Here is a 26,972-nt window from a genome sequence, read left to right as displayed (position 1 = left end):
GCCCACCGGTCGGTGGACGGCCCCTCGCCGTTCGCGGTGCTCTAGCTGCGGACCATCTTGCGCAGCACGTACTGCATGATGCCGCCGTTGCGGTAGTAGTCGGCCTCGCCGGGGGTGTCGATGCGGACCACCGCGTCGAACTCCACCTTCGAGCCGTCCTCCTTCGTGGCCACCACGTGCACCGTGCGCGGCGTCTCGCCGTCGTTCAGCGCGGTGATGCCGGTGAAGTCGAACGTCTCGGTGCCGTCCAGGCCCAGGTCGGCCGCCGACGAGCCGGCGGGGAACTGGAGCGGCAGGACGCCCATGCCGATCAGGTTGGAGCGGTGGATGCGCTCGAACGACTCGGCGATCACCGCGCGCACGCCCAGCAGCGACGTGCCCTTCGCCGCCCAGTCGCGCGACGAGCCGGAGCCGTACTCCTTGCCCGCCAGCACCACCAGCGGCACGCCCGCCTCGGCGTAGGCCACCGACGCGTCGTAGATGGTGGTCTGCTCGCCGCCGGCCAGGAAGTTGCGGGTGAAGCCGCCCTGCACGCCCTGGCCGCCGTTCTCGTCGGCGAGCAGCAGGTTGCGCAGCCGGATGTTCGCGAACGTGCCGCGGATCATCACCTCGTGGTTGCCGCGCCGCGAGCCGTAGGAGTTGAAGTCCTTGCGCTCGACGCCGTGCTCGGTGAGGTACTTGCCCGCGGGGGAGTCGACCTTGATCGCGCCGGCCGGGGAGATGTGGTCGGTGGTGACCGAGTCGCCCAGCAGGGCCAGCACGCGCGCCCCGCCGATCTCGGTGACCGGCTTCGGCTCCATCTCCATGCCCTCGAAGTACGGGGGCTTGCGGACGTAGGTGGACCGGTCGTCCCACTCGAAGGTCTTGCCGGTCGGCGTGGGCAGGGACTGCCAGCGCTGGTCGCCCGCGAACACGTCCGCGTAGCCCTTGGTGAAGCCCTCCGGGGAGATCGACGCCGCGACGACCTCGGAGACTTCCTGCGGCGACGGCCAGATGTCGGACAGGTGGACCGGGTTGCCCTCGGCGTCGGTGCCCAGCGGCTCGGTGGTGATGTCCTTGTCCATCGAGCCGGCCAGCGCGTAGGCCACCACCAGCGGCGGGGACGCGAGGTAGTTCATCTTGATGTCGGGGTTGATCCGGCCCTCGAAGTTCCGGTTGCCCGACAGCACCGACACCGCCGCCAGGTCGCCCTGGTTGATGCCCGCCGAGATCTCGTCCTGCAGCGGGCCCGAGTTGCCGATGCACGTGGTGCAGCCGTAGCCGACCAGGTGGAAGCCCAGCTTCTCCAGGTACGGCAGCAGGCCGGCGCGCTCGTAGTAGTCCATGACGACCTTGGAGCCCGGCGCGAGGGTGGTCTTGACCCACGGCTTGCGCTCCAGGCCCTTCTCCACGGCCTTCTTCGCCAGCAGCGCCGCGCCGATCATCACCGACGGGTTGGACGTGTTGGTGCACGAGGTGATCGCGGCGATCGCCACCGCGCCGTGGTCGAGCTCGAACTCCGCGCCGTCCAGGCTCACCTTCACCGGGTTGGACGGCCGGCCGTCCGCGCCCTCGGCGGCGGAGTGGACCACGCGCGGCGCGCCGCCCGCGTCGCCGTCGGCCACCGAGACCGGGTCGCTGGCCGGGAACGTCTCCTCGACGCCCTCGTCCACGCTGGACCGGGTCGCGTCCTCGGTGTCGGACACGTACGCGCCCAGCGCCTGGCGGAACGCGGACTTGGCCGCGGTCAGCTCGATGCGGTCCTGCGGGCGCTTCGGGCCGGCGATCGACGGGACGACCGTCGACAGGTCCAGCTCCAGCGTCTCGGAGTACACCGGCTCGCGCGCCGGGTCGTGCCACAGGCCCTGCTCCTTGGCGTAAGCCTCGACCAGCGCGAGCTGCTCGGCGGTGCGGCCGGTCAGCTCCAGGTAGTCGATGGTCTCCGCGTCGATCGGGAAGATCGCGCAGGTGGAGCCGAACTCGGGGCTCATGTTGCCGATGGTGGCGCGGTTGGCCAGCGGCACCGCGCCCACGCCGGAGCCGTAGAACTCCACGAACTTGCCGACCACGCCGTGCCGGCGCAGCATCTCGGTGATGGTCAGCACCAGGTCGGTGGCGGTCGCGCCGGCGGGCAGCTCGCCGTGCAGCTTGAAGCCCACCACGCGCGGGATCAGCATGGACACCGGCTGGCCGAGCATCGCGGCCTCGGCCTCGATGCCGCCCACGCCCCAGCCCAGCACGCCGATGCCGTTGACCATGGTGGTGTGCGAGTCGGTGCCGACCAGCGTGTCCGGGTACGCCTGGCCGTCGCGGACCATGACGACCCGGGCCAGGTGCTCGATGTTGACCTGGTGGACGATGCCGGTGCCCGGCGGGACGACCTTGAACTCGTCGAACGCGGTCTGGCCCCAGCGCAGGAACTGGTAGCGCTCGCGGTTGCGCTCGTACTCCAGGTCGACGTTGAGCTCGAACGCGTCCGGGCGGCCGAAGATGTCGGCGATGACCGAGTGGTCGATGACCAGCTCGGCGGGCGCGAGCGGGTTGACCTTCGTCGGGTCGCCACCCAGCTGGGTGACCGCTTCGCGCATGGTCGCGAGGTCGACCACGCACGGCACGCCGGTGAAGTCCTGCATCACGACGCGGCCGGGGGTGAACTGGATCTCCGTGTCCGGCTCGGCGGACGGGTCCCAGCTGCCCAGCGCGCGCACGTGGTCGGCGGTGATGTTCACGCCGTCCTCGGTGCGCAGCAGGTTCTCCAGCAGGATCTTCAGGCTGTACGGGAGGCGCTCGGCCCCCTCGACCGCGCTCAGCCGGAACACCTCGTACGAGGCGTCCCCCACGGTGAGCGCGCCGCGGGCGCCGAAGCTGTCCTTGCTGGTGCCCCCGGTGCCGGCGGGCACGTCCTTCCCTGGTCCAGTCACGTGCAACTCCATCTGGTGACGCGCAAAGTCGGTTGGGAACTTTCGGTTGGGAACTTCTCGTGAGTCTTCCGCACCCCGGGGCGCGGCGCCTTCCCGCCGTAAACAGTACGCTTGTCCTGTATTCGGCTTCAAGTCGGCCCCACGTAGCTCGGAGCATCATCACACCCGTGGTGCGACTTGATCGAATCGGGAAGCGGTACGGGCGGGGGCCGTGGGTGCTGGCGGACGTCTCGCTCACCGCGGCGCCGGGCGAGCCGGTCGTGGTGCGGGGCGGCAACGGCTCCGGCAAGTCCACGCTGCTGCGGATCGCCGCCGGGCTGAGCAGGCCCACGACCGGGCGGGTCGAGCGGCCCGCGTCGGTGGGCTACCTGCCCGAGCGGTTCCCGCCGGGGGTGCGGCTGTCGGCGCGCGACTACCTGCGCCACCTGGCCGCCGTGCGCGGCGTCCCGGCCCGGTGGGACCTGGTGGAGGCGCTGGGCTTCGCGGGGGACCCGGACGCGCCGATGGCGACCCTGTCCAAGGGCAACGCGCAGAAGGTCGCCGTCGCCCAGACCTTCGCCGCGACGGACCTGCTGGTGCTCGACGAGCCGTGGTCCGGCCTGGACGCCGCCGCCGGCGCGGTGCTGGCCGAGCTGGTGGCCACGACCCGCGCGGCGGTGCTGCTCACCGACCACCACGGCCACGACCTGCCCGGCGCGCGCGAGCTGCCGCTGGGCGCGGTGCGCGCCGGCGTGGTGATCGAGCTGGACCGGGTGGGCGACCTGCTCGACCGCGTCGGCTCGCTCGCCGGGGTGCGGGCGGCTCGCGCGGTCGGCGGCGGCGCGCGGGTGGAGGTCGAGCCGGGGTGCAGCGACGCGGTGCTGGCCGAGGCGCTGCGGCTGGGCTGCTCGGTGCGGAGCGTGCGGTCGTGACGGCCCTGGTGCGGTACCTGCTCGCCGACCTGCTGCGCAGCCAGCGCTACCTGCCGCCGCTGCTGGTGTTCGGGGCGGTGCTGGCGATGTTCAACGCCGGCGACGCCGGGCCGCCGCCGTCGGCCTACGCCGGCCCCGGCGCCTTCCTCTACCCGACGGCGGTGTGGCTGACCGTCGTGGTGGCCACCGCCGAGGACCCGGTGCGGCGGGCGGTGACCGTGACGACGGCGGGCGGCTGGGGCCGCGTGCAGGCCGCCGTCGCGCTGCTGTCCTGCGCGGCCGTGGCGGTGGTGGCGGTGGTGGCGACCCTCGTGCCGGTGCTGACCCAGCCGCGCCCGTACCCGCCGGGCGTGGTCGCGCTGGGCCTGGCCTCGCTGCTGGTGTGCGGGCTGACCGGGGTGGGCGTCGGCGTGCTGTGCGCGCGGCCGGTGATCACCCGGCCCGGCTGGGCGGTCCTGGCCGCCACGGCGCTGGTCGTCCTGGCGTTCCTGTTCGGGCGGACGCCCCCGATCGGCAACGTGCTGGGCGCCCTGGGCCACGGGACCGGCCTCGGCGGCGACCTGCTGGTGTCCGGGGCCTGCGCCGCGGTGCTGGTGGTGGGCGCGACGCTGCTGGCCGCGGCGCTGGGCCCGCGCCGCGGCTAGGCCCGCCGCCCGGTCCACCGGCCGGGAAGCCCACGCCCCGCCGGGCCGGGCGGGAACGGCCGAGCCCCCGCCGGAACGCGTTCCGGCGGGGGCTCGGGTCGGGCGGGACTACTTGGCGAGCTTGAGCAGCTCGTCGATGTCCTTGGGCTCCAGCCCGCGCAGCAGCGTCAGGAAGACCTCGCTGTAGCTGCGGACCGGGCTGACGTACCACTTGCCGTCCACCTCGGTGGTGACGACGCCGAAGCCGTCCTTGAGCACCTGCGCGCCGACGCGGGCGAGCACGTCGACGGCGGCGGGCGGGAGGTCGCGGCCGCCCTGCTGCTCCACCAGCTGCGTCAGCTCGTCCGCGCACAGCCGCTGCGACTTGCCGTCGGCCTTGAGCGTGTAGCAGTCGCCGTCCCGGCTGATCTCGCCCTTGTCGCCCTTGATCTCCAGGACGAGCTTGCGGACGGTCAGCTGCTTGCCGCCGGTGACGTCCTTCGAGTCGGTCTCCAGTTCGAGGACCTCGGCGCCGGTGGCCGGCACGCGGCCGATCTGGTCCAGGATCACCGGGCCGACGTCCTGCAGCACGCCCATCTCGTCCGGCGGCAGCAGCGCGATGACGCCCTCGACGTCACCGGCGAGCGCCTTGTCCACCAGGCCCTTGGCCGCCGCCTCCGGCGAGTCCGCGCCGGCCGCGGCGATGCCCTGGGCGGGCCACTTGAGGTCTTCCTCCTCCAGCGCGGCGTTGGCGATCGTGTAGAACAGCGACGGGTACCACTCGTCGCCGACCTTGATCGTCGCGATGCCGATCGGCTTGCCCTTGCGCTTGTCCTTCTCCTCGGCGAAGTCGAGCGTCTCGGTCTCGGGCGCCTTGTCCAGCTGCGCGCCCATCGCCTCGACCAGCTTGTCGGTCAGCGGGATCTGCTTGACGTCCGAGGTGACGGTGATCCGGCCCTCGGTGACCCTGGTGATGGTCAGCCGGTCGTTGACCTTCTCGGCGGCGGCCTCGTCGAACTTGATGCCCTCGCTCTTGATCTGCACGCCGCTGACCTTCTGCGGGTCGGCGTCCGGCTTGAGGATCTCCAGCCGCTTGGCCTCGCTGACGGTGGCCTCGGTGTAGTCCTTGCTCAGCTTCGCCTCGGCCGGCGCCAGGCCGTTCATGATGCCCAGCACGTCACCGCTGCCCAGCGCGTCGAGCAGGTTGTTCGCCGCGGTCTGCGGGTTCTCCGACCCGGCCGCGACGGAGTCGGAGCTGCGCAGCGCGCGGACGGTGAAGAACGTGCCGGCGGCCAGCGCCAGGACGGCCACGACCGCCGTGATCACCAGGCCGGTGCGCTTCTTCTTCGGCGGCTCGCCGCCCGGGTGGCCGAACTGCTGCGGGAAGCCCTGCTGGGGGAACCCCTGCTGCGGGAAGCCCTGCGGCCCGGTCTGCGGGAAGCCCTGCTGCGGACCCGTCTGCGGGTAGCCCTGCTGGGGCTGCGGGCCGGTCTGCGGGTAGCCCTGCTGCCCGCCCTGCTGGGGGAAGCCCGGCTGCTGCTGCCACCCACCCTGCTGGGGCTGGCCGTACGGGTTGTTCTGCGGCGGCCACTCGCCTCCGCCGCCACCTGGGTAGCTCACGGTGCTCCTCCTGGACTGATCGCTGTGCGGGTTTTCGCGGTGAGCACGGTGATCGCCCCCGCGATCCACAGCACGGCACCACCGAGGGTGACGACCGGTCCGGTCAGGCTGATCCCGACCATCGCGCCCTCGTTGCCCCCTTGGACGGCGGCAAGGGCCGCCACCGTTCCACTGATCGTGCCAAACGGGAGGGCCGCGCAGGAGGCGATTCGCGGAAGTCGTAGCAGCCAGAGCACCACGCAGCACACCGCCGCCGGGGTGATCGCCACCCAGCAGGCCCGCACCAGCTCGCCCGAAGTGCCGTCCAACCCCGCGAAACCACGCAGCGCGAGCACCTCGTAACTGTCCCTCGCGACCCGCCCGGACCGCAGCCACGGCAGGAACGTCCCGGCCACTGTTGTGATCAAGCCGACAACGCCGATCGCGGCACCCCATGTCCTGCGCACGCGGCAATGCTCGCAAACGGGCGGCGTGGAATGGTGGGCGCATGGACGCACGGGAGGCGATGGCCGCGGCGCGGCGCATCACCGCGCTCACCGGCGCGGGGGTGTCGACGGACTCGGGCATCCCCGACTTCCGCGGCCCGTCCGGACCGCGACCGTCGCCGGACCGCGAGCCCACCCCGGACGACTACCTGGCGAAACCGGCCGTGCGGCGGGCGGTGTGGCAGGCCCGGCTGCGCAGCCCGGTGTGGGCGGCCGTGCCGAACGCGGCCCACCGCGCCCTGGTGGAGCTGGAGCGCGCCGGCCGCCTGCGGGCGCTGCTGACGCAGAACGTGGACGGGCTGCACCAGCGGGCCGGGTCCGCGGCCGTCGTCGAGCTGCACGGGTCGCTGTCCGGGACGGTGTGCGCGGTCTGCGGCGCGCCGGGCTCCATGGCCGCGGCGCTGGAGCGCGTGCGGGCCGGGGAGCGGGACCCGCGCTGCCGGCTGTGCGGCGGGGTCCTGCGGTCCACGGCGCTGGCGTTCGGGCAGCCGGTGGACCCGGAGGTGCTGCGCGCGGCGCGCGCGGCGGCGGTGGACTGCGACCTGGTGCTGGTCGCCGGGACGTCGCTGCTGGTGGAGCCGGCGGCGGGGCTGGTCGCGCTCGCGGCGCGGGCGGGCGCCGCGGTGGTGATCTGCAACGCCGAGCCCACGCCCTGCGACGGGTCGGCCGCGGCCGTGGTGCGCGGCCCGGTGGGGCGGTCGCTGCCGGAGCTGGCGGCGGTGCCGGTCGCGGTGTCGGCCCCGGTGCGGACGTGGGGCGACCCGAGCACCTGGTGACCGCCCGCCCGCGCCGGCCCGGCGGCGTTGCGCCGGTCGGGTTCCGGCGTCGGCGGCGAGTAGCCGCGGCCGGGGGTCGTCGATAACGTCAACGCGCATGCGCGTACCGCTGACCGTCGCCGATTTCCTCGACCGTGCCGCGCAGGTCTTCGCGGGCACCACTGCCACCGTGGACGAGCCCGACCAGCCTGCCGCCCCGGTGCCGACCACCACCTACGGGCAGTTCGCCGACCGGGTCCGGGCGTGGCAGGCCGGGTTCGACGCGCTGGGCGTCGGCGAGGGCGAGCGGGTCGCCGTGGTCAGCCACAACTCCGCCCGGCTGCTCGAACTGCTGCACGCCGTGCCCGCCTCCGGGCGGATCTGCGTGCCGGTCAACTTCCGGCTCAAGCCCGACGAGGTGTCCTACGTCGTCGAGCACAGCGGCGCGTCGGTGCTGCTGGTCGACCCCGAGCTCGACCTCGGCGGGGTCACCGCCCGGCACCGGTTCACGCTCGGGCGGGAGAGCGACCAGCTGCTGCGCTTCGACGTCGAGCCCCGCCCCTGGTCCGCCCCGGACGAGGACGCCACCGCCACCCTCAACTACACCTCCGGCACGACGGCGCGCCCCAAGGGCGTCCGGCTGACGCACCGCAACATCTGGCTCAACGCCGTCACCTTCGCCCTGCACACCCGCGCCTGGGAGCGCGACGTCTACCTGCACGTGCTGCCGATGTTCCACTGCAACGGCTGGGGGATGCCCTTCGCCCTGGCCGGTGTCGGCGCGCCGCAGGTCGTGCTGCGCAAGGTCGACGGCGCGGAGATCCTGCGCCGGGTGCGCGACCACGGCGTCACGCTCATGTGCGGCGCGCCCGCCGTCTGGAACACCGTGCTCGACGCCGCCCGGACGTGGGAGGGCGAGATCCCCGGCCGCGGCCGGGTCCGGGTCGTGTGCGCCGGCGCGCCGCCGCCCAGCCGCACCATCGCCCGCGTCACCGAGGAGCTGGGCTGGGAGTTCACCCAGCTCTACGGCCTCACCGAGACCTCGCCGCTGCTCACCTTCAACCGCTCCCGCCCCGGCGACGACGACCTCCCGCCCGACGAGCGCGCCCACAAGCTGTCCCGCGCGGGCGCGCCCGCGCTCGGGGTGCGGGTGCGGGTCGACGGCGGCGGGGAGGTGCTGGCCCGCTCCAACGTCGTCATGGCCGGGTACTGGGACGACCCGGGCGCCACCGCCGAGGCCGTCGAGGACGGCTGGTTCCACACCGGCGACGGCGGCTCGCTCGACGACGAGGGGCACCTGACCATCTCCGACCGCAAGAAGGACGTGATCATCACCGGCGGCGAGAACGTGTCGTCCATCGAGGTGGAGGACGCCCTGTTCAGCCACCCCGCCGTGGCCGAGGCGGCGGTGATCGGCGTGCCGCACGACCGGTGGGGCGAGACGGTCAAGGCGCTGGTCGTGCTCGCCGGGGGCGCGCGGGCCACCGAGGCGGAGCTGATCGCGCACTGCAAGGCGCGGCTGGCCGGGTTCAAGGCGCCCACGTCGGTCGAGTTCCGCGACGCCATCCCGCGCACCGCGACGGGCAAGGTGCAGAAGTTCAGGCTGCGCGAGCCGTACTGGGCCGACCGGGACCGAAAAGTGAACTGAGAACAGGTTTAACGCCTGCCTGTTACCCATGTGGCTGATGTTCCTGCTGGGTCGGCTGGAAACCTCGGTGCGGGAGTGGCACAGTTCGCCGCAGTGTCCAGTTGACGCCGTTCGGTCCAATTCGATTGAGCCGAACGGGTGAGAGGCGGGTGCTCGTGGCTCGGTGGGTGATCGTGGTGATCGGGATCGCACTGCTCTCCTCCGGCGTGGCCGCGGCCGACCCGCCGCCACCGCCCAACCCGAGCGACGCGGAGATCGGCGAGAGCCGGCGGCAGGCCGACGACAAGGCCGCGCGGGTCGGCGAGCTGACCGGCCGGCTGACCGAGGCCGAGGCCCGGCTCCAGCGGCTCACCGACGACGTGGCGCACCGGATGGAGCTGGCCAACAAGGCCCGCGTCGACCTGGAGGCCGCGCGGGGCGCGGCGGCCGAGGCCGCGCGCGAGGCGGACGCGGCTCGCGTCGAGGCCGAGGCCGCGAGCCGGGCGGTGGAGGACGCGCGCCGGGAGCTGGACGAGTTCGCCGCGGCGAGCTTCCAGCAGGGCAGCACCATCGGGTCGCTGTCGGCGTACTTCGGCGCGTCCAGCCCCGAGGACCTGCTGGCCCGCGCGCAGCTGCTGGCGGCGGTCGGCGACTCCGGGCTCAACGCGCTGGAGGAGGTGGAGCGCTCCCGCTCCGAGCAGGCCAACAAGGACTCCGCGGCCCGCGCCGCGCTCGACGACGCCACCCGCCGGCAGGACGCCGCCGCGCAGGCCGAGCGCGACGCCGAGGCGGCCCGGCAGGCGGCCGTGGCGGCGCAGCAGGCCCAGGCCGGGCAGGCCGCCGCGATCCAGGACGACAAGACCAGGGTCGAGGGCGAGCTGGCCCGGGCGCTCGGCTCCGTGGCCGGCCTGGAGGACCAGCGCGCCCGGTACGACGAGTGGCTGGCCCAGAAGCGCCGCGCCGACGAGGAGGCCGCCCGCCTGGCCGCGTCGGCACCCGCCGAGCCCGCGGCGCCGGCCGAGCCGGCCGGGTCCGCCGCACCGGCCCGCCCGGTCACGGCGCCGGCGTCCGCGGGGAGCGGCGTGGAGACCGTCGTGGCGCGGGCGCTGGAGCACCTGGGCGTGCGCTACTCGTGGGGCGGCGGGAACTACGACGGCCCGACGGTCGGCGTGCGCGACTGGGGCGTGGCCGACTCGTACGGCGACTACTACAGCGTCGGCTTCGACTGCTCGGGCCTGATGATGTACGCGTTCGCGGGCGTCGGCATCTACCTGCCCCACTACAGCGGCTACCAGTACAACGCCGGCCGCAAGGTGCCGCTGTCCGAGGCGCGGCGCGGCGACATGCTGTTCTGGGGCCCCGGCGGCGGCACGCACGTGGCGCTGTACCTGGGTGACGGCATGATGGTCGAGGCGCCGTACTCGGGTTCGTCCGTGCGCGTCGCCCCGGTCCGCTACGGCGGGATCATGCCCTACGCGACGCGCCTGCTCTGACCCCGCGCCGCACCGCCCGGAGGCTTTCGACACCCGCCCCCGCAGGGCGTCGACCTGCGGATTCAAGAATCCTTCAGGAATTTCGCCGTCGCGGTGGTGCACCCTGTCCCTGCGGCCACACCCGAGGGGAAGGCGGGCCGGCCGCGGTGGGGCCGCACCCGCGGGGAGGGTTCGGGTGCGGCGCCGCGGATCACCACAGGGGATCACCGGGGGGAGATCGCCGGGGGAGATCGCCGGGGGGCCGGGATGGTGCCGTCGGGAGTGGGTGAACTCCCGGCGGCACCGCGCCGGGGCTTGCACGATGGGGTGGTGCGCACGCCGAGGAGGAAACCCTTGCCGAACCGGGCGCCGGCCGGGTGGGACGCCGTGATCCTCGCCGGGGGGCGGGGCAGCAGGCTGGGCGGCCTCGACAAGGCCGCGGTCGTGGTCGCCGGCCGCACGCTGCTCGACCACGCCCTCGACGCCGTGCGCGACGCCGGGCGCGTGGTCGTCGTCGGGCCGGCCAGGGACGTGCCGGGCGCCGTGCCGGAGGTGGTGTGGACCCGCGAGGAGCCGCCCGGCGGGGGGCCGGTCGCGGGCGTGGCGGCCGGGCTGCCGCACGTGCGCGCCGACGTCGTGGTGCTGCTGGCGGTCGACCAGCCGGGGGTGACGTCGGCCACGGTGGGCAGGCTGCTGGCCGCGGGCGCCCCGGCCGCGCTGACCGACGACGGGGGCCGCCGGCAGTGGCTGGCGGGGGTGTGGCGGACCGCCGCGCTGCGCGCCGCGCTGCCCGCCGAACCGCGCGGCGCCTCGATGCGGTCGGTGCTGGAACCGCTGGCGCCGCAGGGCGTTCCCGCCCGGCCCGGCGAAGCGTGCGATGTGGACACACCGGCGGACCTCGGGCGGTAGGACCCCTTCACAAGAGCCACACCGGGGGCAGGGGAGACTGGGGCGCCGTCGCACAACCCTGTCGTAGGAGGACCTGTTGTCCGAGCCCGCCGCCGAGGCGCCCAACACGCCGGCTCGTGACGCCCAGTTGCTCGAACGCACCGTGTTCGAGGTCAAGCGGGTGATCGTCGGCCAGGACCGGCTGGTCGAGCGGATGCTCGTCGGCCTGCTGGCCAAGGGGCACCTGCTGCTGGAGGGCGTGCCCGGCGTGGCGAAGACGCTGGCCGTGGAGACGTTCGCCAACGTCGTCGGCGGTTCGTTCTCCCGTGTGCAGTTCACCCCCGACCTGGTGCCCGCGGACATCCTCGGCACCCGCATCTACCGGCAGGCGAGCGAGAGCTTCGACGTGGAACTCGGACCCGTCGTGGCGAACTTCGTGCTCGCCGACGAGATCAACCGCGCGCCCGCCAAGGTGCAGAGCGCGATGCTGGAGGTCATGGCCGAGCGGCACGTGTCCATCGGCGGCCGGACCTTCCCGATGCCCGACCCGTTCCTGGTGCTGGCCACCCAGAACCCGATCGAGAACGAGGGCGTCTACCCGCTGCCCGAGGCGCAGCGCGACCGGTTCCTGTTCAAGATCCAGGTCGAGTACCCGACGGCCGAGGAGGAGCGGGAGATCGTCTACCGGATGGGCGTCGAGCCGCCGGTCCCGCACCAGGTGCTCAGCCCCGACGAGCTCAAGCGGCTCCAGGGCGTCGCGTCCCGGGTGTTCGTGCACCACGCGCTGGTCGACTACGTGGTGCGGCTGGTCATCGCGACCCGCGCGCCCAAGGAGCACCAGCTCACCGACGTGGCCGGCTGGGTCGCCTACGGCGCGTCGCCGCGCGCCAGCCTGGGCATCATCGCCGCCGCGCGCGCCCTGGCCCTGGTCCGCGGCCGGGACTACGTGCTGCCCCAGGACGTCGTGGACGTGGTGCCGGACGTGCTGCGCCACCGGCTCGTGCTGTCCTACGACGCGCTGGCCGACGGCGTGCCGCTGGACCACATCGTCACGCGCGTGCTGCAGACCGTGCCGCTGCCCCAGGTCTCCGCGCGCCCCCAGGCGCCGCAGCCCGCACCCGCGGGTAGGCCGTGACCGCCGACGACACCACCGCGGCGGGCGGGCGGCCGGGCTGGGCGCCGCCGGCGCTGCACGGCGGTCGCCTGGAGGCCGCGCTGCGCACGCTGGAGTTCGACGTCCGCCGCCGGCTCGACGGCCTGCTGCAGGGCAACCACCTCGGCCTGGTGCCCGGTCCGGGCTCCGAACCGGGCGAGGCGCGGCCCTACCAGCCCGGTGACGACGTGCGCCGGATGGACTGGGCGGTCACGGCGCGGACCACCGTGCCGCACATCCGCGAGACCGTCGCCGACCGCGAGCTGGAGACGTGGCTGGCGATCGACCTGTCGCCGTCGCTGGACTTCGGCACGGCGGTGTGCGAGAAGCGCGACCTGGTGGTGGCCGCGACGGCTGCCACCGCGCACCTGACCCGCGGCGGCGGCAACCGGATCGGGGCGCTGGTGTCCACCGGCGACGCGCTGGTCCGCGTGCCCGCGCGCGGCGGCCTGGCGCACGCGCGCGGGCTGATCCGCAAGGTCGCCGAGACGCCCCGCGCGCCGGAGGGCACCCGCGGCTCCCTGGCGGAGCTGGTCGAGCAGCTGCGCCGCCCGCCGCGCCGCCGCGGCCTGGTCGTGGTGATCTCCGACTTCCTGGGCGCGACGGACTGGCAGCGCCCGCTGCGCGCCCTGTCCGCCCGGCACGACCTGGTGGCGATCGAGGTCGTCGACCCGCGCGACATCGACCTGCCCGACGTCGGGACGGTCGTGCTGGCCGACCCGGAGAGCGGGCGGCAGCGCGAGGTGACCGCCTCGCCGCTGCTGCGCCGCGAGTTCGCGGCGGCGGCGGCCGAGCACCGGGCGTCGGTGGCCGCCGGGCTGCGGCAGGCCGGCGCGGGGCACCTGGTGCTGCGCACCGATTCGGACTGGATCGCCGACACCGTGCGGTTCGTGGTGGCGCGCAAGCGCCGGTGGTCGGGGGGTGCGGCCTGATGAGCCTGTCGGGTTTCACCGCGCCGTGGTGGTTCCTGCTGCTGCTGGCGGTGGCGGCGGTGGCGGCGTTCTACGTGGTGGTGCAGCGCCTGCAGCGCAAGCGGGTGCTGCGGTTCGCGAACCTGCCCATGCTGGAGAAGGTCGCCCCGAAGCAGCAGGGCTGGTGGCGGCACGCGCCGGCGGCGCTGCTGCTGGTGGCGTTCACCCTGCTGACGGTGGCGCTGGCCGGGCCGACCGCCGAGCAGAAGGTGCCGCGCAACCGGGCGACCGTGATGCTGGTGGTCGACACGTCGCTGTCGATGAAGGCGACCGACGTGCAGCCGTCCCGGCTGGACGCGGCGCAGGTGGCGGCCAAGTCGTTCGCCGAGGGCCTGACGCCGGGCATCAACCTGGGGCTGATCTCGTTCGCCGGCTCGGCGACGGTCCTGGTCGCGCCGACCACCGACCGGGGCGCGGTGACGCAGAGCATCGACGCGCTCAAGCTGGCGCAGTCCACCGCGACCGGCGACGCGATCATGGCGGCGCTGTCGGCGATCGACTCGTTCGGCAAGATCGTCGGCGGCGCGGACGGCCCGCCGCCCGCGCGGGTCGTGCTGATGACCGACGGCAAGGAGACGGTGGGCACGCGGCGGGCGACCGACGCGGCGGAGGACGCCAAGAAGGCGGGCATCCCGATCTCCACCATCTCGTTCGGCACCGAGGACGGCGTGGTCGACATCGAGGGCCGCCGGCAGGAGGTGCCGGTGGACGACGAGTCGATGAAGGAGATCGCGCAGCTCTCCGGCGGCGAGTTCTTCAAGGCGGCGAGCGCGGAGGAGCTGCGGCGGGTCTACGACACCCTCGGCGAGCAGATCGGCTACGAGAAGAAGCGGGCCGACGCCGGCAGGCCGTGGGTCGTGCTGGGCACGCTGGTCGGGCTGATCGCGGTGGCCGGCGCGCTGGTGCTGGGGCAGCGGCTGCCGTAGGGCGGCCCGGCCGGCGCGGCGGGTCGACGCGCCGGCCGGCGCGGGTCGGGCGCTTCAGCCGTGCAGGTCGCGGTAGGCCGCGGCGGCGCCGGGGTGCAGCGGCAGGCCGGTCGTGCCGATCAGGCTGCGGACGTCGAGGTACTGGGTGCCGACGGTCTGGTCGGGCACGAGCGCGGCGGCCCGGGACACCAGGGTGCGGGTGATCGAGGCGGCCACCGCGTCGGGCAGGCCGGCCCGGCACACCAGCAGGTTGGCCACGCCGATGGTGGCCACCTCGCGCGCCGAGCCGTAGACGCCCACGGGCACCGGGGCCTGCTCGTACACCGACCCGTGCGCCGCGCGCAGCCCGCCCAGCAGCCCCGCCAGCGGCAGCAGGCGGACGGCGGGCAGCCGCGCCAGCACGGGCGTCGGCACCCCGCCGGACCACAGCAGGGCGTCGACCCGCCGGTCCACCAGGGCCCGCGCGGCCTCGGCCAACCGCAGGTGCTCCACCCGCACGCGCCCCGCCAGCCCGGCCGCGACGAGCACCCGCCCGCCCGACAGCGACGCGCCCGAGCCCGCCGCGCCCAGCGAGACCACCCGGCCGGCCAGGTCGGCGACGTGCCGCGCCGGGTCGTCGGCGCGCACGACCAGCTGCAGGTAGTTCTCGTACACCCGGCCCAGGGCGCGCAGGTCCGGCAGCGGGTCGGCGCCGCGCGCCGCGTCGGCCAGGGTCAGCGCCACCCGCGCGCCGCCGGAGCGCAGCAGGTCCAGGTTCGCCAGGCTGCCCTCGGTCTCCACCACCCGGGCGCGCAGCCCCGGGTCGAGCCGCGCGGCCAGCAGGGTGGCGAAGTCGTAGTACAGCCCGCCCCGCTCGCCCGCCGCGACGGGCAGCTCGTCGGACGGCTCGCCCGCGGCGCACCCGGCCGGGGCGCACCCGGCGGCGGGCAGGCCGAGCAGGCCCAGCAGGAACCCCCGCCGGTTCACAGCGCGGGCTCCAGCGGCAGCACGACCCGCGCCACCAGGCCGCCCTCCGAGGACAGCTCCAGCGCGCCGCCGCGCGCCCGCACCAGCCGGTCGGCGATCGCCAGGCCCAGGCCGGTGCCGGGCCGGTCGGACCGGCCGCGCCAGAACCGCTCCACGGCGCGGGGCAGCTCCGCCGCGCTCAGGCCCGGACCGTCGTCGGCCACGCCCACCCAGCCCACGCCCGCCGCCCGGTCCGCGCCCAGGGTCACCGCCACCCGCCCGCCGCCGTGCTTGAGCGCGTTGTCCAGCAGCACGTCCAGCACCTGCGCCAGCTCCGACTCCGGGCACCGCACCAGCACCGCGAGCGCCGGCGCGGCGGGCGGCGGCACCTGCCAGAAGTCCGCGCGGTCGGCGGCCACCGCGCCGGCGTCGGCCAGCCCCGGCTCCCGCCCGCCCGCCGCGACCTCCGTGGCGGTGCTCTCCGCCGCCGCCAGCGCCAGCAGCCCGCCCAGCAGCGACTCCAGCCGCTCGATCTCCGCGACGGCCGCGTCGTAGGCGCGCGTCCCGCCGGGCCGCACCTGGTCGCCCAGCGTGTCCATCCGCAGCCGCAGCGCCGCCATCGGGTTGCGCAGCTGGTGCGACGCGTCCGCGACCAGCCGCCGCTGCTGGTCGGCCGCCTCGGCCACCGCGTCGGACATCCGGTTGAACGACTCCGACAGCTCGCGCACCTCCGGCGGCCCGCTGCGCTCGGGCACGTGCGCCCGCCGCTGCCCGGCCGCCACCGCCCGGACCCCGGCCGCCAGCTCCGCCAGCGGGCGCAGCAGCCACCGCGTCACCACGAGCACCAGCAGCACCGAGCCGACCCCCGCCGCCAGCGCCCCGCCCAGCACCCACAGCCAGCGCCGCGCCACGTCGGCTGCCGCCCGGTCCACCGACGCCCGCAGCACCACCGCGCCCGCCACCCGCGTGCCGGTGCCGACCGGCCGGGCGAACACCACGGAGCCGGACGCCCACGGGGTGAGCGTCGGCACGGCCGGCACGGGCTGGTTGCGCAGCGCCGCGTCCAGCACGCCGGCCAGCGCCGGGTCGTCGGCGGTGGTCCCGGCCTGCGCCACCGGCTGCCGCCGCGCGTCGACCACGACGACGGGCTCGCCGTACAGGTCGACGTACGCGGCCACCTCGTCCGCCAGCGCGGCCCGGTCCCCGCCGGCCCCGACCTGCTGGGCGAGCGCCGCGAACCGGTCCAGGTCGGCGGTGCGGCCGATGACGAACCGCTGGGTGCGCTCGGCGGCGGTGGCGGACAGCAGCGGCGCCGCGAACCCCGCCACGGCGGCGGCGGAGAACAGCAGCAGCACCAGCAGCAGGCGGCGGCGCACTCAGCCGCCGGCCCGCTCGCCGGGCGGGTCCGCGGCCAGCCGGTAGCCGAAGCCCCGGATGGTGGTCACCAGCCCCGGCCGGCCCAGCTTGGCGCGCAGCCCCGCCAGGTGCACGTCCAGCGCCCGCGACACGGCCAGGTAGGCGTCGCCCCACACCTCGTCCATCAGCTGCTGGCGGCTCACCGCCGTGCCCGCCCGCCCGGCCAGCGCCGCCAGCACGTCGAACTCCTTGGTGGTCAGGGACACCTCGGCCGCGCCGACCCGCACCCGCCTGCCCTCCAGGTCGATCTCCACGTCGCCCGCGCGGACGGTGCGCGCGGGCGGGCCCTCCCGCGCCGCCCGCCGGGCCACCGCGTCCATCCGGGCCAGCAGCTCGCCCAGCCGCACGGGCTTGACCAGGTAGTCGTCCGCGCCCGAGCGCAGCCCGCGCACGATGGAACGCTCGTCACCCCGCGCGGTCAGCACCAGCACCGGCGCCGCGGTCACCCGGCGGATCCGGCGCAGGACCTCCAACCCGTCGGCGTCGGGCAGGCCGAGGTCCAGGAGCAGCAGGTCGTGGCCCCGGTGGTGGCGCAGCGCGTCCGCGCCGCGACCGACGCGCCGCGGGCGGTGGCCGTTGGCCTCCAGCGCCGCCACGAGGGCGTCGGCGACGCCGTCGTCGTCCTCGACCAGCAGCACGCGCACCGGCCACCCCCTTCTGGTAGCGGCGATTATGGCGCGCGCGGTGTACACAGTGCAGGTGAGCATCGAAAACCGCGTCACCACCACCCAACTGGACGAGGCCAGCGAAGCGCTGGAGGAACTCGCCGGGGTGCTGGCCGACGAGCAGTCCCTCGACGAGGTGCTGCTCCAGCTGGCCGAGTCGGCCTCCCGGGTCATCCCCGATGCCGAGAACGTCTCGGTCACCGTCGTGGGGTCGCGGGGCGCGTCGACCGCCGCCGCCACCGACGAGAAGGTGGTCGCGATCGACACCGACCAGTACGCGGCGGACCGGGGGCCGTGCCTGGAGGCGGCGCGGTCGCAGCGCCCGGTGCGGGCGACGGTCGAGGGCGGGCGGGCGGAGTGGCCCGAGTTCGCGGCGTCGGCGCAGCGGGCCGGCGTGCGGTCCTACCTGTCCGCGCCGCTGGTGGTGGAGGACTCGGTGCTGGGCGCGCTCAACCTCTACAGCTCCGCCGAGTCCGCGTTCGACCCGTTCGACGAGTCGCTGCTGAGGCTGTTCACCACCGCCGCGTCCACCGCCATCGCCGGGTTCCGGCGCTACGAGCGGTCGCGGGCGCTCATCGCGCACCTGGAGCGGGCGCTGGGGTCGCGGGCCGAGATCGACCAGGCCAAGGGCGTGCTCATGGCGGCGCACGGGATCGACGCGGACGAGGCGTTCCAGCGGCTGGTGGAGGAGTCGCAGGTGCACAACACCAAGCTGCGGGCCGTCGCGCGCAACCTGCTCGACTCGGTGCGCAGGCCGCCGGGTCCCGCGTCCCCTCCCTGACGGCCCGCGCGAGCCGTCAGCGGGGTCGTCAGGGGGTCGTCAGCGGGCCGACGTAGAGCCAGCGCCCGTCCTCGCGGACGAAGCGGCTGTTCTCGTGCAGCCGGTCGCGCCGCCCCCGCCACCGGTAGTGGGCGCGGAACTCGACGGTGCCGGTGGTCTCCAGCAGGCCGCCGCCGGTGCGGTCCACCACCTCCAGCCGGGTCCACCGCTGGTCCGGGTCGAACCCGACGCGCGGCGGGCGGGTCGACCGGTGCCAGGTGGCCAGCAGGTAGTCCTCGTCGGAGACCGCGAACGCGGCGAAGCGCGACCGCATCAGGCTCTCCGCGGTCGGCGCGGTCCGCAGCCCGGAGTGCAGCGCCCCGCAGCACCGCTCGTAGGGCTCGCCGAGGCCGCAGGGGCAGGCGGCCGTCACGGGGTGTCGCAGGCCGTGCGGCCCGACCGGTTCCAGCGCAACCACTCCAGGGCCGCCCCGGCGGCGGCGTCCCCGCCCGCCGCCGCGGCCACCAGGTCGGCGTGGGCCTGGTAGCGGGCGTCCGGCGCCGAGGTCGGGTCGGACAGCACCGCCACGGCTTCGTCGGTGTCCACGGGTTCGAGGATAGGGGAGGCGGGGCGGCCGTCCGCGCGGGAGCCGGTGGTCCACCAGGTGCGCGCCGTCGCCCCGCACGACCGGGGCGGCCGTCCGCGCGGGAGCCGGTGGCTACGCTGCCGGGGATGGACGACAACCACGTCGTGGTGATCACGACCACCGACAGCGAAGAGGCCGCCGCCGCGCTGGCCCGCTCCGTCGTGGAGGCGCGCCTGGCGGCGTGCGTGCAGATCGGCCCCCCGGTGCGCAGCGTGTACCGGTGGGACGGCGCGCTGCGGGAGGACCGCGAGTGGCAGCTGTGGATCAAGACCGCCTACGACCGCCTCGACGAGCTGACCGGGTTCGTCAGGGCCGCCCACTCCTACGACACGCCGGAGGTGCTGGCGCTGCCCGTGCTCGGCGGCGACCCCGACTACCTGGCCTGGGTCACCGCCGAGACCCGCTAGGCCCGGCCGCCGCCCGACCCGCCCGCACCGCCCCCGCGCGGCCCGCGGCGGCCAGTGCCGGCCGGCCCGACCGCAGGGGATAGCCTCGCACGGCATCAACCAGCGGAGATGGGAGCAAGGCGTGTCGAGGTCCGTACTGGTGACCGGCGGCAACCGGGGTATCGGTCTGGCGATCGCGCGGGCGTTCGCCGAGCAGGGCGACAAGGTCGCGGTCACCCACCGCGGCTCGGGCGCGCCCGAGGGCCTGCTCGGCGTCAAGTGCGACGTGACCGTCCCGGAGGAGGTCGACGCGGCGTTCGCCGAGGTCGAGGCCGCGCACGGGCCGGTGGAGGTGCTGGTCGCCAACGCGGGCATCACCGACGACACCCTGCTGCTGCGGATGACCGACGAGCAGTTCACCAGGGTGGTGGAGGCCAACCTGACCGGGTCGTTCCGGGTCGCGCGGCGGGCCTCCCGGGGGATGCTGCGCAAGCGGTACGGCCGGATCGTGTTCATCTCCTCCGTGGTCGGCCTGCTGGGCAGCGCGGGGCAGGTCAACTACGCCGCCAGCAAGGCGGGCCTGGTCGGCGTGGCCCGGTCGATCGCCCGCGAGCTGGGCTCGCGCAACATCACGGCCAACGTCGTCGCCCCCGGTTTCGTCACCACCGACATGACCGACGCGCTGCCCGAGGAGCGCCGCGCGCAGATCCTCGCGCAGGTGCCCGCCGGCCGGTACGGCACCACCGAAGAGATCGCCGCCGCCGTCACCTTCCTGGCCTCCGACGCCGCCGCCTACATCACCGGCGCGGTGCTGCCGGTCGACGGCGGCCTCGGCATGGGTCACTGAACGACCCGCTGAACGACCCACTCCCGCATCTCGACTCTTTCGGAGGAAACACACGTGACGGGTCTGCTCGAAGGCAAGCGGCTGCTGGTCACCGGGGTGATCACGGACGCGTCGATCGGCTTCCACGTGGCCCGGGTCGCCCAGGAACAGGGCGCCCGGGTGGTGCTCACCGGCTTCGGCCGGATGAGCCTGGTGGAGCGGATCGCCAGGCGGCTGCCGCAGCCCGCCCCGGTGGTGGAGCTGGACGTGCAGGACCAGGGGCACCTGGACACGCTGGCCGACCGGGTGCGCGAGCACGTGGACGGGCTGGACGGCGTGGTGCACGCGATCGGCTACGCGCCGCCGTCCTGCCTGGGCGCGCCGTTCATGGACGCGCCGTGGGAGGACGTGGCCACGGCGATGCACGTCTCGGCGTACTCGTACAAGGCGCTGGTGCGCGCGACCCTGCCGCTGCTGGGCCGGGGCGCGTCGGTGGTGGGCCTGGACTTCGACGCCCGCCAGGCGTGGCCCGCCTACAACTGGATGGGGCCGGCCAAGGCGGCGTTCGAGTCGATCAACCGCTACCTGGCGCGCGACCTGGGGCCGCAGGGCATCCGGGTGAACCTGGTCTCCGCGGGCCCGGTGCGCACCATGGCCGCCAAGTCGATCCCGGGCTTCGCTGATCTGGAGGCGATGTGGGGCGAGAAGGCTCCGCTGGGCTGGGACGTCGACGACCCGACGCCGGTCGCCAAGTCCGTGTGCGGCCTGCTGTCCGACTGGCTCCCGGCCACCACCGGCTCGATGGTGTTCGTCGACGGCGGCGTGCACTTCCTGGGCCTGTAGGCGCGGCACCGGGTCGGCGTGCCGACGATCACGCCGACCCGGTTGTGCGCCCCGGGCCGACCGGGGCCAGGATGTCCGGGTGAGTTACGACGCGCTGCTCTGGCTGTCCTTCGGGGGACCGGAAGGGCCCGAGGACGTCCGCCCCTTCCTGGAGAACGTGACCCGAGGCCGGGGCGTGCCGCCCGAGCGCCTGGACGAGGTCGAGCAGCACTACCGGCACTTCGGCGGCGTCTCGCCGATCAACGCGCTCAACCGCGCCGCCATCGCGGCGGTCGAGGGGTTGATCGACCTGCCGGTGTACTTCGGCAACCGCAACTGGCACCCGATGGTCGAGGACACCCTCGCGGAGATGAAGGCCGCCGGCGTCCGGCGCGCCCTGGTGTTCCCGACCAGCGCCTACGGCGGGTACTCCGCGTGCCGGCAGTACGACGAGGACGTCCGGCGCGCCCGCGCGGCCGTGCCCGACGCGCCCGAGCTGGTGAAGCTGCGCCAGTTCTTCGACCACCCGCTGTTCGTCGAGTGCTTCGCGGACGCCGTGCGGACCGCGGCGGCCGACTTCGCCGACTACCGCCTGGTGTTCACCGCGCACTCGGTGCCGCTGTCGGCCGACCGGGCGTCCGGGCCGCCGGAGGAGGGCGGCCACCGCTACTCCCGGCAGGTCGCGGAGGCGGCCCGGCTGGTCGCGGGCGCGGTCGGCGCCGAGGAGCACGACGTGGTGTGGCAGTCGCGGTCCGGGCCGCCGCAGGTCCCGTGGCTGGAGCCCGACGTCGTCGACCACGTCGAGGCCCTGGCCGCCCGAGGCGTGGCCAACGTCGTGGTGTGCCCGATCGGGTTCGTCAGCGATCACCTGGAAGTGGTGTGGGACCTGGACACCGAGGCCCGCGACCGCGCCGCCGAGCTGGGGCTGGGCTTCGCCCGCGCCGCCACGCCCAACGACGACCCGCGGTTCGCGCGGCTGGTCGCCGAACTCGTCGCCGAGCACCTGTCCGGCGCGCCGGCGCGGAAGCTGTCCGCCTTCCCGGCCGCCGGGTGCACGGTCAACGGCGCGCCCTGCGCCCCGCTGTGCTGCGAGCCCGCCAAGCGGCCCGCGCGGTGACGTGGCGCGGTCGGTGAGGCGGGGGAGCCCGCCGAGCGGGCCGGGGCGCGCGTCGGTGCCTGTTCCCGGGGCTGGTCGCGGGGCGGTGGCGCCGTGCGCGGCGGTGGCCGGGCGCGCGGTGGCCGTTGGCGCGGTGGTCGGGCGAGTCGGCGAAAGCGGCCACGCGGTGACGCCGGTGGTGCTGTACTGCGTGCCGGCGCGGGAACCCGCGGCGGTTCCCGCGCGCCGTGGAACCACCCGCGAAACCACGAGGAGGCCCGCGCGGTGAGTGTCGACTTCAGCTGGTCGCCCCGGCCGGGGGACTGGCGGGACGCGCTGCGGACCGCCGTGCCGCTCTACCGGTGGGCGCCGTGGTTCGGCCTGGCGCTGGCCGCGCTCGGGGTCGTCGTGCTGGCGCTGGGCATGACGTGGGCCGGCGTCTTCGGGGTCGTCCTCGCTGTGATCATCATCGCACTGGTGCCCGTCGGCACGGCCGTCAACTTCCACAACCACCCGCTCGCGGCCAGGACCGTGACCGGCTCGGCCGACGCGCGCTCGCTGCGCATGGCCGTGGGCGACGCGGCGCGCAGCGAGCTGGCCTGGGACGAGCTGCCCGGCTGGTCGGAGACCGCGCGCGGGTTCGTGCTGCGCACGGGCGGCGCCGCGATGTACGCCGTGCCGCGCCGCGCGTTCGCGGGCCCCGAGGAGGTCGACCGGTTCCGGTCGCTGCTGGTGGAACACGTCGGCCCGGCCGCCTGATCCGCCGGTGGGCACGCGTAACCTAGGCCACCGTGTCCTGTGCGAGTGCGACGCTGGTCGTGTGGACGTCCGCCTGGCTGCACGGCGCAGCCGCGGCCGACGACGTCCTCGACGCTTTGGGGTTCTGGGCCGAGCAGCACGAGGTGGTGGCCGACGACGACGGCACGGCCACCGCGCTCGACCTCCCCGGCCCCGACGAGTCGGCGGTCGGCTCGGCCCTGCTGCTGGCCGCCCTGCGCCGGGCGTCGGCGTCCACGGCCCGGCTGGTGCTCCCGGTGCCCGGCGACGTCCGGGGCCTGGGCGGGCGCGGCCCGCTGAGCCAGAGCGCGCTGCGCGCCGGGCAGGCGGCGGTGCTGCCCGAGGTGGGCGTCGGCCTGGTGCCGAGGCTGGTGGCGGACGGCGTGCTGCGCTGGACGGTGTTCGACCTGCCGACCGCGCCGGTGGCGGAGCACGTGCCGATCGGCGAGGCCGAGCACGGCCTGGCCTCGGCGATGCGCGAGGCCGCCACCGCGCTGGTGACGCTGGACGTGGCGCGGCACCGGCCGAACGTGCGCGCCGAGATCGCCGGGCTGTCCGCCGAGCACACCCGGCTCCCCTGGCCCGCCGGGATGCCGCCGCGCGCCCTGCGGGTGCTCCAGCGGGCCTCGGAGGTGGCGGCGATCCTCACCGTGGCGGCGTCGGACGCGCCCGGCGGCGCGATGTCGGCCTCGGCGCAGGCGGCGCGGGACGAGGCCCTGCGCCCGCTGTCGGAGGCGGTGCGGCGGGCGCGGCTGGCGGCGGTGGGGGAGGCCGTGCGCGTGCTGTCGGACCAGGAAGCGGGCCGGCACTAGGCCGGGCCCGGGGCCGGCCGACCCGCGGTCCCGGGCGTCCCACGACCGGATCCCCGGCCCATCGCCCGTCCGGTGTCCGGGGGTCCGGGGTCACGCCACGTCGACCTCGCGGCGGGAGTTGCGTAGGTTCGGGTGGGTGACCTCTGGACTTCCCTCCACGCTGGGTGAGCTGCGGGCCGCCCCGCACCCGCCGCGCCCGGTCAAAGCGGAGCTGCGGGACAACCTGCTGGCCGCCCTGCGCGAGAAGCGGGACCCCTGGCCCGGCATCGTCGGGTTCGACCGGACGGTCCTGCCGCAGCTGGAGCGGGCGATCATCGCCGGGCACGACTTCGTGCTGCTCGGCGAGCGCGGCCAGGGCAAGACGCGGCTGCTGCGGGCGCTGGTCCGGCTGCTGGACGAGTGGACGCCGGTCATCGCGGGCTCCGAGCTGCACGAGCACCCGCTGCGGCCGATCACCCCGGAGTCCCGGCGCCGCGCCGCCGAGCTCGGCGACGACCTGCCGGTGGCCTGGAAGCACCGCGACGAGCGGTTCGCCGAGAAGCTGGCCACGCCGGACACCAGCGTCGGCGACCTGGTGGGCGACGTGGACCCGGTCAAGGTGGCCCGGGGGCGCAGCCTCGGCGACCCGGAGACCATCCACTACGGCCTGCTGCCGCGCGCGCACCGGGGCATCATCGCGATCAACGAGCTGCCCGACCTCGCCGAGCGCATCCAGGTGTCGCTGCTCAACGTGATGGAGGAGCGCGACATCCAGATCCGCGGCTACGCGCTGCGCCTGCCGCTGGACGTGCTGCTGGTGGCCACCGCCAACCCCGAGGACTACACGAACCGGGGCCGAATCATCACCCCGCTCAAGGACCGGTTCGGCGCGGAGATCCGCACCCACTACCCGCTGGAGGTCGCCGCGGAGGTCGAGCTGGTGCGCCAGGAGGCCGAGCTGGTGGCCGAGGTGGGCGACCACCTGATCGAGGTCGTCGCCCGGTTCGTCCGGCACCTGCGGGAGTCCTCGTCGGTCGACCAGCGCTCGGGCGTGTCGGCGCGGTTCGCGGTGGCGGCGGCCGAGACGGTGGCTGCCTCGGCGGTGCGGCGCGGCGCCCTGGTCGGCGAGGAGCCGCCGGTCGCGCGGCCGGTCGACCTGGCCTCGGTGCCGGCGGTGCTGCGCGGCAAGCTGGAGTTCGAGGCGGGCGAGGAGGGGCGCGAGCAGGAGGTGCTCGGCCACCTGCTGCGCCGCGCGGTCGCCGACACCGCGCGGGCCGCGTTCGCGGGGCTGGACCTCCGGCCGCTGGCGCGGCTGGTCTCCGACGGCCACCCGGTGGCCACCGGCGAGCTGGTGCACGCGGGCGACCTCCTCGCCGCGCTGCCGGAGCTGCCCCTGCTCGACGAGGTCGCGCGCCGGGTCGGCGCGGAGCCCGGCGACGTGCCCGGCCGCGTCGCCTCCGGCGTCGAGCTGGCCCTGGAGTCGCTCTACCTGACCCGCCAGCTGTCCAAGGACACCGACGACGACCGGACCGTCTACGGATGAGCACCTACCGCTACGGCCGGTACGTCGACGGGCCCGACCCGCTGGCGCCGCCCGTCGACCTGCGCGCGGCGGTGGACGAGCTGGGGCGCGAGGTCATGGAGGGCGCCTCGCCCGACTCGGCGCTGCGGGAGCTGCTGCGCCGGGGCCTGCCGGGCCAGGAGGGCCTGGACGGCCTGACGGCGCGGCTGTGGCGCAAGCGGTCGGCGATCGGCCGGCGGCACCGGCTGGACGGCACGCTCCAGGAGGTCCGCCGGCTGCTGGACCGGGCGCTGGAGGCCGAGCGGGCGGCGCTGTTCCCCGACCCGGACGACGAGGCGCGGTTCCGCGAGGCGCGGCTCGACGCCCTGCCGCCGGGCACGGCCGCCGCCGTGCAGGAGCTGGCCGGGTACGACTGGCGCGCGCCGCGGGCCCGCGAAGCCTACGAGCGGATCCGGGACCTGCTCGGGCGCGAGCTGCTGGACCAGCGGTTCCAGGGCATGAAGGAGGCGATGGGCAACGTCGGCCCGCAGGAGGTCCACCGCATCCGGGCGATGCTGGACGACCTCACCGCGCTGCTCGCCGCGCACGCCGCGGGCGAGGACACCGACGAGCGGTTCCGCGACTTCATGCGCGCGCACGGCGAGTTCTTCCCGGAGCGCCCGCGCGACGTGGAGGAGCTGGTCGACGCCCTCGCCGCCCGGTCGGCGGCGGCGCGGCGGATGCTCAACTCGATGACCGAGCAGCAGCGCGCGGAGCTGGACGCGCTGTCGCGGCAGGCGTTCGGCGACTCCGGCGTCGGCGCCCGGCTCTCCGCGCTGGACGCCCTGCTGCAGGGCCTGCGGCCGGAGCAGGACTGGTCCGGCTCGGCGCGCTTCCGGGGCGACCAGCCGCTGGGGCTGGGCGAGGGCGCGCGGGCGATGGCGGAGCTGGCCGAGCTGGACGCGCTGGCCGAGCAGCTGGGCCAGTCCTACCCCGGCGCCCGCCTGGAGGACCTCGACGTGGAGGCCCTGGTGCGCCGACTGGGACCCGAGGCGGGGGCGCAGGCGCGGCGGCTCGCCGAGCTGGAGCGCGAGCTGCGGCGGCAGAACCTGCTCGAACGCGGCCCGGACGGCTCGCTGCGGCTGACCCCGAAGGCGTTGCGCCGCCTGGGCGAGACGGCGCTGCGCGGCGTGCTCGACCGGGCGCGGGCGCGGGGCGGGCGGGAGAGCGCGCGGGCCGGCGCGGCGGACGAGCCGACCGGCGGCACCCGGCCGTGGCGCTTCGGCGACACCGAGCCGTGGCACGTGCCGCGCACGCTCACCAACGCCGTGCTGCGCGCCGGGACCGGTGACATCCGGCTGGACGTCGCCGACGTGGAGGTCGCCGAGACCGAGCACCGGTCGCGGGCGGCCGTCGCGCTGTGCGTGGACACGTCGTGGTCGATGGTGCAGGACGACCGCTGGGTGCCGATGAAGCGCACCGCCCTGGCCCTGCACCACCTGGTGCGCACGAGGTTCCGCTCGGACGCGCTGCAGCTGATCACCTTCGGCCGCCACGCCGAGACCGTGGACATCGGGCAGCTCACCGCGCTGGAGGGGGTGTGGGAGCAGGGCACGAACCTGCACCACGCGCTGCTGCTGGCCGGGCGGCACCTGCGCCGCCACCCCGACGCGCGCCCGGTCGTGCTGGTGGTGACCGACGGCGAGCCGACCGCGCACCTGGGGGACGACGGCGACGCCGAGTTCCACTACCCGCCGCTGCCGCGCACCATCGCCAAGACCATCGTGGAGGTCGACGGGCTGGCCCGGCTGGGCGCGGCGATCACGGTGTTCCGGCTGGGCGACGACCCGCGGCTGGCGCAGTTCGTGGACCTGGTGGCCCGGCGCGGCGGCGGGCGCGTGGTCGCCCCCGACGACGACGGCCTCGGCGCGGCCGTGGTCGCCGACTACCTGGGGTCCCGCCGCCGGCGGTGATGCAACCGGCCGCGGCCCCCGCTCCGTCCTGCGACCG

General features: G+C 75.5%; 26 protein-coding genes. 18 read left to right on the top strand and 8 right to left on the bottom strand.

Translation table 11 applies throughout. The features are described 5' to 3' along the window. Positions 1-41: 41 nt before the first annotated feature. Positions 42-2,900, bottom strand: coding sequence for an aconitate hydratase AcnA (acnA, locus tag JOE68_RS02030; protein WP_307819443.1), 2,859 nt, complete (start codon positions 2,898-2,900; stop codon positions 42-44). Between the two features lie 167 nt (positions 2,901-3,067). Between acnA and JOE68_RS02025 the strand changes: the two genes are divergently transcribed. Continuing rightward, positions 3,068-3,811 (top strand): ABC transporter ATP-binding protein, encoded by a 744-nt coding sequence (locus JOE68_RS02025; RefSeq protein WP_307819441.1) that lies wholly within the window; start codon positions 3,068-3,070, stop codon positions 3,809-3,811. Further along, on the top strand, positions 3,808-4,455 hold the full coding sequence (locus JOE68_RS02020; protein ID WP_204840642.1) for a hypothetical protein: 648 nt from the start codon (positions 3,808-3,810) through the stop codon (positions 4,453-4,455). The genes JOE68_RS02025 and JOE68_RS02020 overlap by 4 nt, the downstream gene beginning before the upstream one ends. 108 nt (positions 4,456-4,563) lie before the next feature. Here JOE68_RS02020 and JOE68_RS02015 read toward each other — a convergent pair whose 3' ends face one another. Both JOE68_RS02015 and JOE68_RS02010 read right to left on the bottom strand, forming a co-directional pair. Next, a complete protein-coding gene (locus JOE68_RS02015) occupies positions 4,564-6,054 on the bottom strand; it encodes a proline-rich domain-containing protein (RefSeq protein ID WP_204840641.1) in 1,491 nt (496 codons plus the stop codon). Further along, positions 6,051-6,461, bottom strand: coding sequence for a hypothetical protein (locus tag JOE68_RS02010; RefSeq protein ID WP_204840640.1), 411 nt, complete (start codon positions 6,459-6,461; stop codon positions 6,051-6,053). Before JOE68_RS02010 ends, JOE68_RS02015 begins: the two co-directional genes overlap by 4 nt. An 80-nt stretch (positions 6,462-6,541) precedes the next feature. Here JOE68_RS02010 and JOE68_RS02005 point away from each other — a divergent pair, with 80 nt between their 5' ends. The 7 genes from JOE68_RS02005 (at position 6,542) to JOE68_RS01975 (ending at position 14,331) form a co-directional block, all read left to right on the top strand. Continuing rightward, complete coding sequence (locus JOE68_RS02005; protein ID WP_204840639.1) at positions 6,542-7,315, top strand: SIR2 family NAD-dependent protein deacylase; 774 nt, start codon at positions 6,542-6,544, stop codon at positions 7,313-7,315. A 97-nt stretch (positions 7,316-7,412) separates the two neighbouring features. Further along, positions 7,413-8,942 carry an AMP-binding protein gene (locus tag JOE68_RS02000; protein ID WP_204840638.1) on the top strand — a complete coding sequence of 510 codons (1,530 nt, stop codon included), beginning with the start codon at positions 7,413-7,415 and terminating at the stop codon, positions 8,940-8,942. A 176-nt stretch (positions 8,943-9,118) separates the two neighbouring features. After that, positions 9,119-10,414, top strand: coding sequence for an NlpC/P60 family protein (locus tag JOE68_RS01995; RefSeq protein ID WP_307819440.1), 1,296 nt, complete (start codon positions 9,119-9,121; stop codon positions 10,412-10,414). A 333-nt stretch (positions 10,415-10,747) separates the two neighbouring features. After that, a complete protein-coding gene (mobA, locus tag JOE68_RS01990; protein ID WP_239562090.1) occupies positions 10,748-11,302 on the top strand; it encodes a molybdenum cofactor guanylyltransferase in 555 nt (184 codons plus the stop codon). A 76-nt stretch (positions 11,303-11,378) separates the two neighbouring features. After that, positions 11,379-12,416 (top strand): AAA family ATPase, encoded by a 1,038-nt coding sequence (locus tag JOE68_RS01985; RefSeq protein WP_204840636.1) that lies wholly within the window; start codon positions 11,379-11,381, stop codon positions 12,414-12,416. Further along, the gene (locus JOE68_RS01980) at positions 12,413-13,366 is read left to right on the top strand and encodes a DUF58 domain-containing protein (protein WP_204840635.1); all 954 of its coding nucleotides are present in this window, start codon (positions 12,413-12,415) and stop codon (positions 13,364-13,366) included. Before JOE68_RS01985 ends, JOE68_RS01980 begins: the two co-directional genes overlap by 4 nt. Further along, positions 13,366-14,331 carry a VWA domain-containing protein gene (locus JOE68_RS01975; RefSeq protein WP_204840634.1) on the top strand — a complete coding sequence of 322 codons (966 nt, stop codon included), beginning with the start codon at positions 13,366-13,368 and terminating at the stop codon, positions 14,329-14,331. Before JOE68_RS01980 ends, JOE68_RS01975 begins: the two co-directional genes overlap by 1 nt. A gap of 54 nt (positions 14,332-14,385) precedes the next feature. Here the strand turns inward: JOE68_RS01975 and JOE68_RS01970 are convergent, their stop codons facing one another. Genes JOE68_RS01970 through JOE68_RS01960 form a run of 3 tightly spaced genes read right to left on the bottom strand, consistent with a single transcriptional unit; the run spans position 14,386 to position 17,336 of the window. After that, positions 14,386-15,297: a TAXI family TRAP transporter solute-binding subunit gene (locus JOE68_RS01970; protein WP_204840633.1), complete on the bottom strand. Its 912-nt coding sequence runs from the start codon at positions 15,295-15,297 to the stop codon at positions 14,386-14,388. Continuing rightward, on the bottom strand, positions 15,294-16,652 hold the full coding sequence (locus JOE68_RS01965) for a sensor histidine kinase (protein ID WP_204840632.1): 1,359 nt from the start codon (positions 16,650-16,652) through the stop codon (positions 15,294-15,296). The genes JOE68_RS01970 and JOE68_RS01965 overlap by 4 nt, the downstream gene beginning before the upstream one ends. Next, positions 16,653-17,336 (bottom strand): response regulator transcription factor, encoded by a 684-nt coding sequence (locus JOE68_RS01960; RefSeq protein ID WP_204840631.1) that lies wholly within the window; start codon positions 17,334-17,336, stop codon positions 16,653-16,655. A 55-nt stretch (positions 17,337-17,391) separates the two neighbouring features. On the opposite strand from JOE68_RS01960, the gene JOE68_RS01955 reads away from it, so the two are divergent. After that, entirely contained in the window at positions 17,392-18,138 is a 747-nt protein-coding gene (locus JOE68_RS01955; RefSeq protein WP_307819439.1) for an ANTAR domain-containing protein, read from the top strand. A gap of 28 nt (positions 18,139-18,166) precedes the next feature. Here JOE68_RS01955 and JOE68_RS01950 read toward each other — a convergent pair whose 3' ends face one another. Then, positions 18,167-18,550, bottom strand: a complete 384-nt coding sequence (locus tag JOE68_RS01950) for a YchJ family protein (RefSeq protein ID WP_204840629.1) — start codon at positions 18,548-18,550, stop codon at positions 18,167-18,169. After that, positions 18,547-18,723: a hypothetical protein gene (locus JOE68_RS01945; RefSeq protein WP_204840628.1), complete on the bottom strand. Its 177-nt coding sequence runs from the start codon at positions 18,721-18,723 to the stop codon at positions 18,547-18,549. Before JOE68_RS01945 ends, JOE68_RS01950 begins: the two co-directional genes overlap by 4 nt. A gap of 126 nt (positions 18,724-18,849) precedes the next feature. Here JOE68_RS01945 and cutA point away from each other — a divergent pair, with 126 nt between their 5' ends. The 8 genes from cutA to JOE68_RS01905 all read left to right on the top strand — a co-directional run bounded on the left by cutA (position 18,850) and on the right by JOE68_RS01905 (position 26,935). Further along, the gene (cutA, locus tag JOE68_RS01940; RefSeq protein WP_204840627.1) at positions 18,850-19,170 is read left to right on the top strand and encodes a divalent-cation tolerance protein CutA; all 321 of its coding nucleotides are present in this window, start codon (positions 18,850-18,852) and stop codon (positions 19,168-19,170) included. A 121-nt stretch (positions 19,171-19,291) separates the two neighbouring features. Continuing rightward, positions 19,292-19,996: a 3-oxoacyl-[acyl-carrier-protein] reductase gene (fabG, locus tag JOE68_RS01935; protein WP_204840626.1), complete on the top strand. Its 705-nt coding sequence runs from the start codon at positions 19,292-19,294 to the stop codon at positions 19,994-19,996. A gap of 54 nt (positions 19,997-20,050) precedes the next feature. Then, positions 20,051-20,818: an enoyl-ACP reductase FabI gene (gene fabI / locus JOE68_RS01930; RefSeq protein ID WP_204840625.1), complete on the top strand. Its 768-nt coding sequence runs from the start codon at positions 20,051-20,053 to the stop codon at positions 20,816-20,818. A 79-nt stretch (positions 20,819-20,897) separates the two neighbouring features. After that, entirely contained in the window at positions 20,898-21,914 is a 1,017-nt protein-coding gene (locus JOE68_RS01925) for a ferrochelatase (RefSeq protein WP_204840624.1), read from the top strand. A gap of 264 nt (positions 21,915-22,178) precedes the next feature. Next, complete coding sequence (locus JOE68_RS32085; protein WP_204840623.1) at positions 22,179-22,652, top strand: YcxB family protein; 474 nt, start codon at positions 22,179-22,181, stop codon at positions 22,650-22,652. 32 nt (positions 22,653-22,684) lie between these two features. Further along, positions 22,685-23,482, top strand: coding sequence for an Rv1486c family protein (locus JOE68_RS01915; protein WP_204840622.1), 798 nt, complete (start codon positions 22,685-22,687; stop codon positions 23,480-23,482). Positions 23,483-23,618: 136 nt separating this feature from the next. After that, entirely contained in the window at positions 23,619-25,004 is a 1,386-nt protein-coding gene (locus tag JOE68_RS01910; RefSeq protein ID WP_204840621.1) for a sigma 54-interacting transcriptional regulator, read from the top strand. Then, a complete protein-coding gene (locus tag JOE68_RS01905; protein ID WP_204840620.1) occupies positions 25,001-26,935 on the top strand; it encodes a vWA domain-containing protein in 1,935 nt (644 codons plus the stop codon). Before JOE68_RS01910 ends, JOE68_RS01905 begins: the two co-directional genes overlap by 4 nt. Positions 26,936-26,972 lie beyond the last annotated feature (37 nt).

The organism is Saccharothrix algeriensis, assembly GCF_016907655.1.
GTDB classification, from domain to species: domain Bacteria; phylum Actinomycetota; class Actinomycetes; order Mycobacteriales; family Pseudonocardiaceae; genus Actinosynnema; species Actinosynnema algeriense.
The sequence above is the reverse complement of the archived record's forward strand: the minus strand, read 5'-3'. Positions and strand labels throughout refer to the sequence as shown.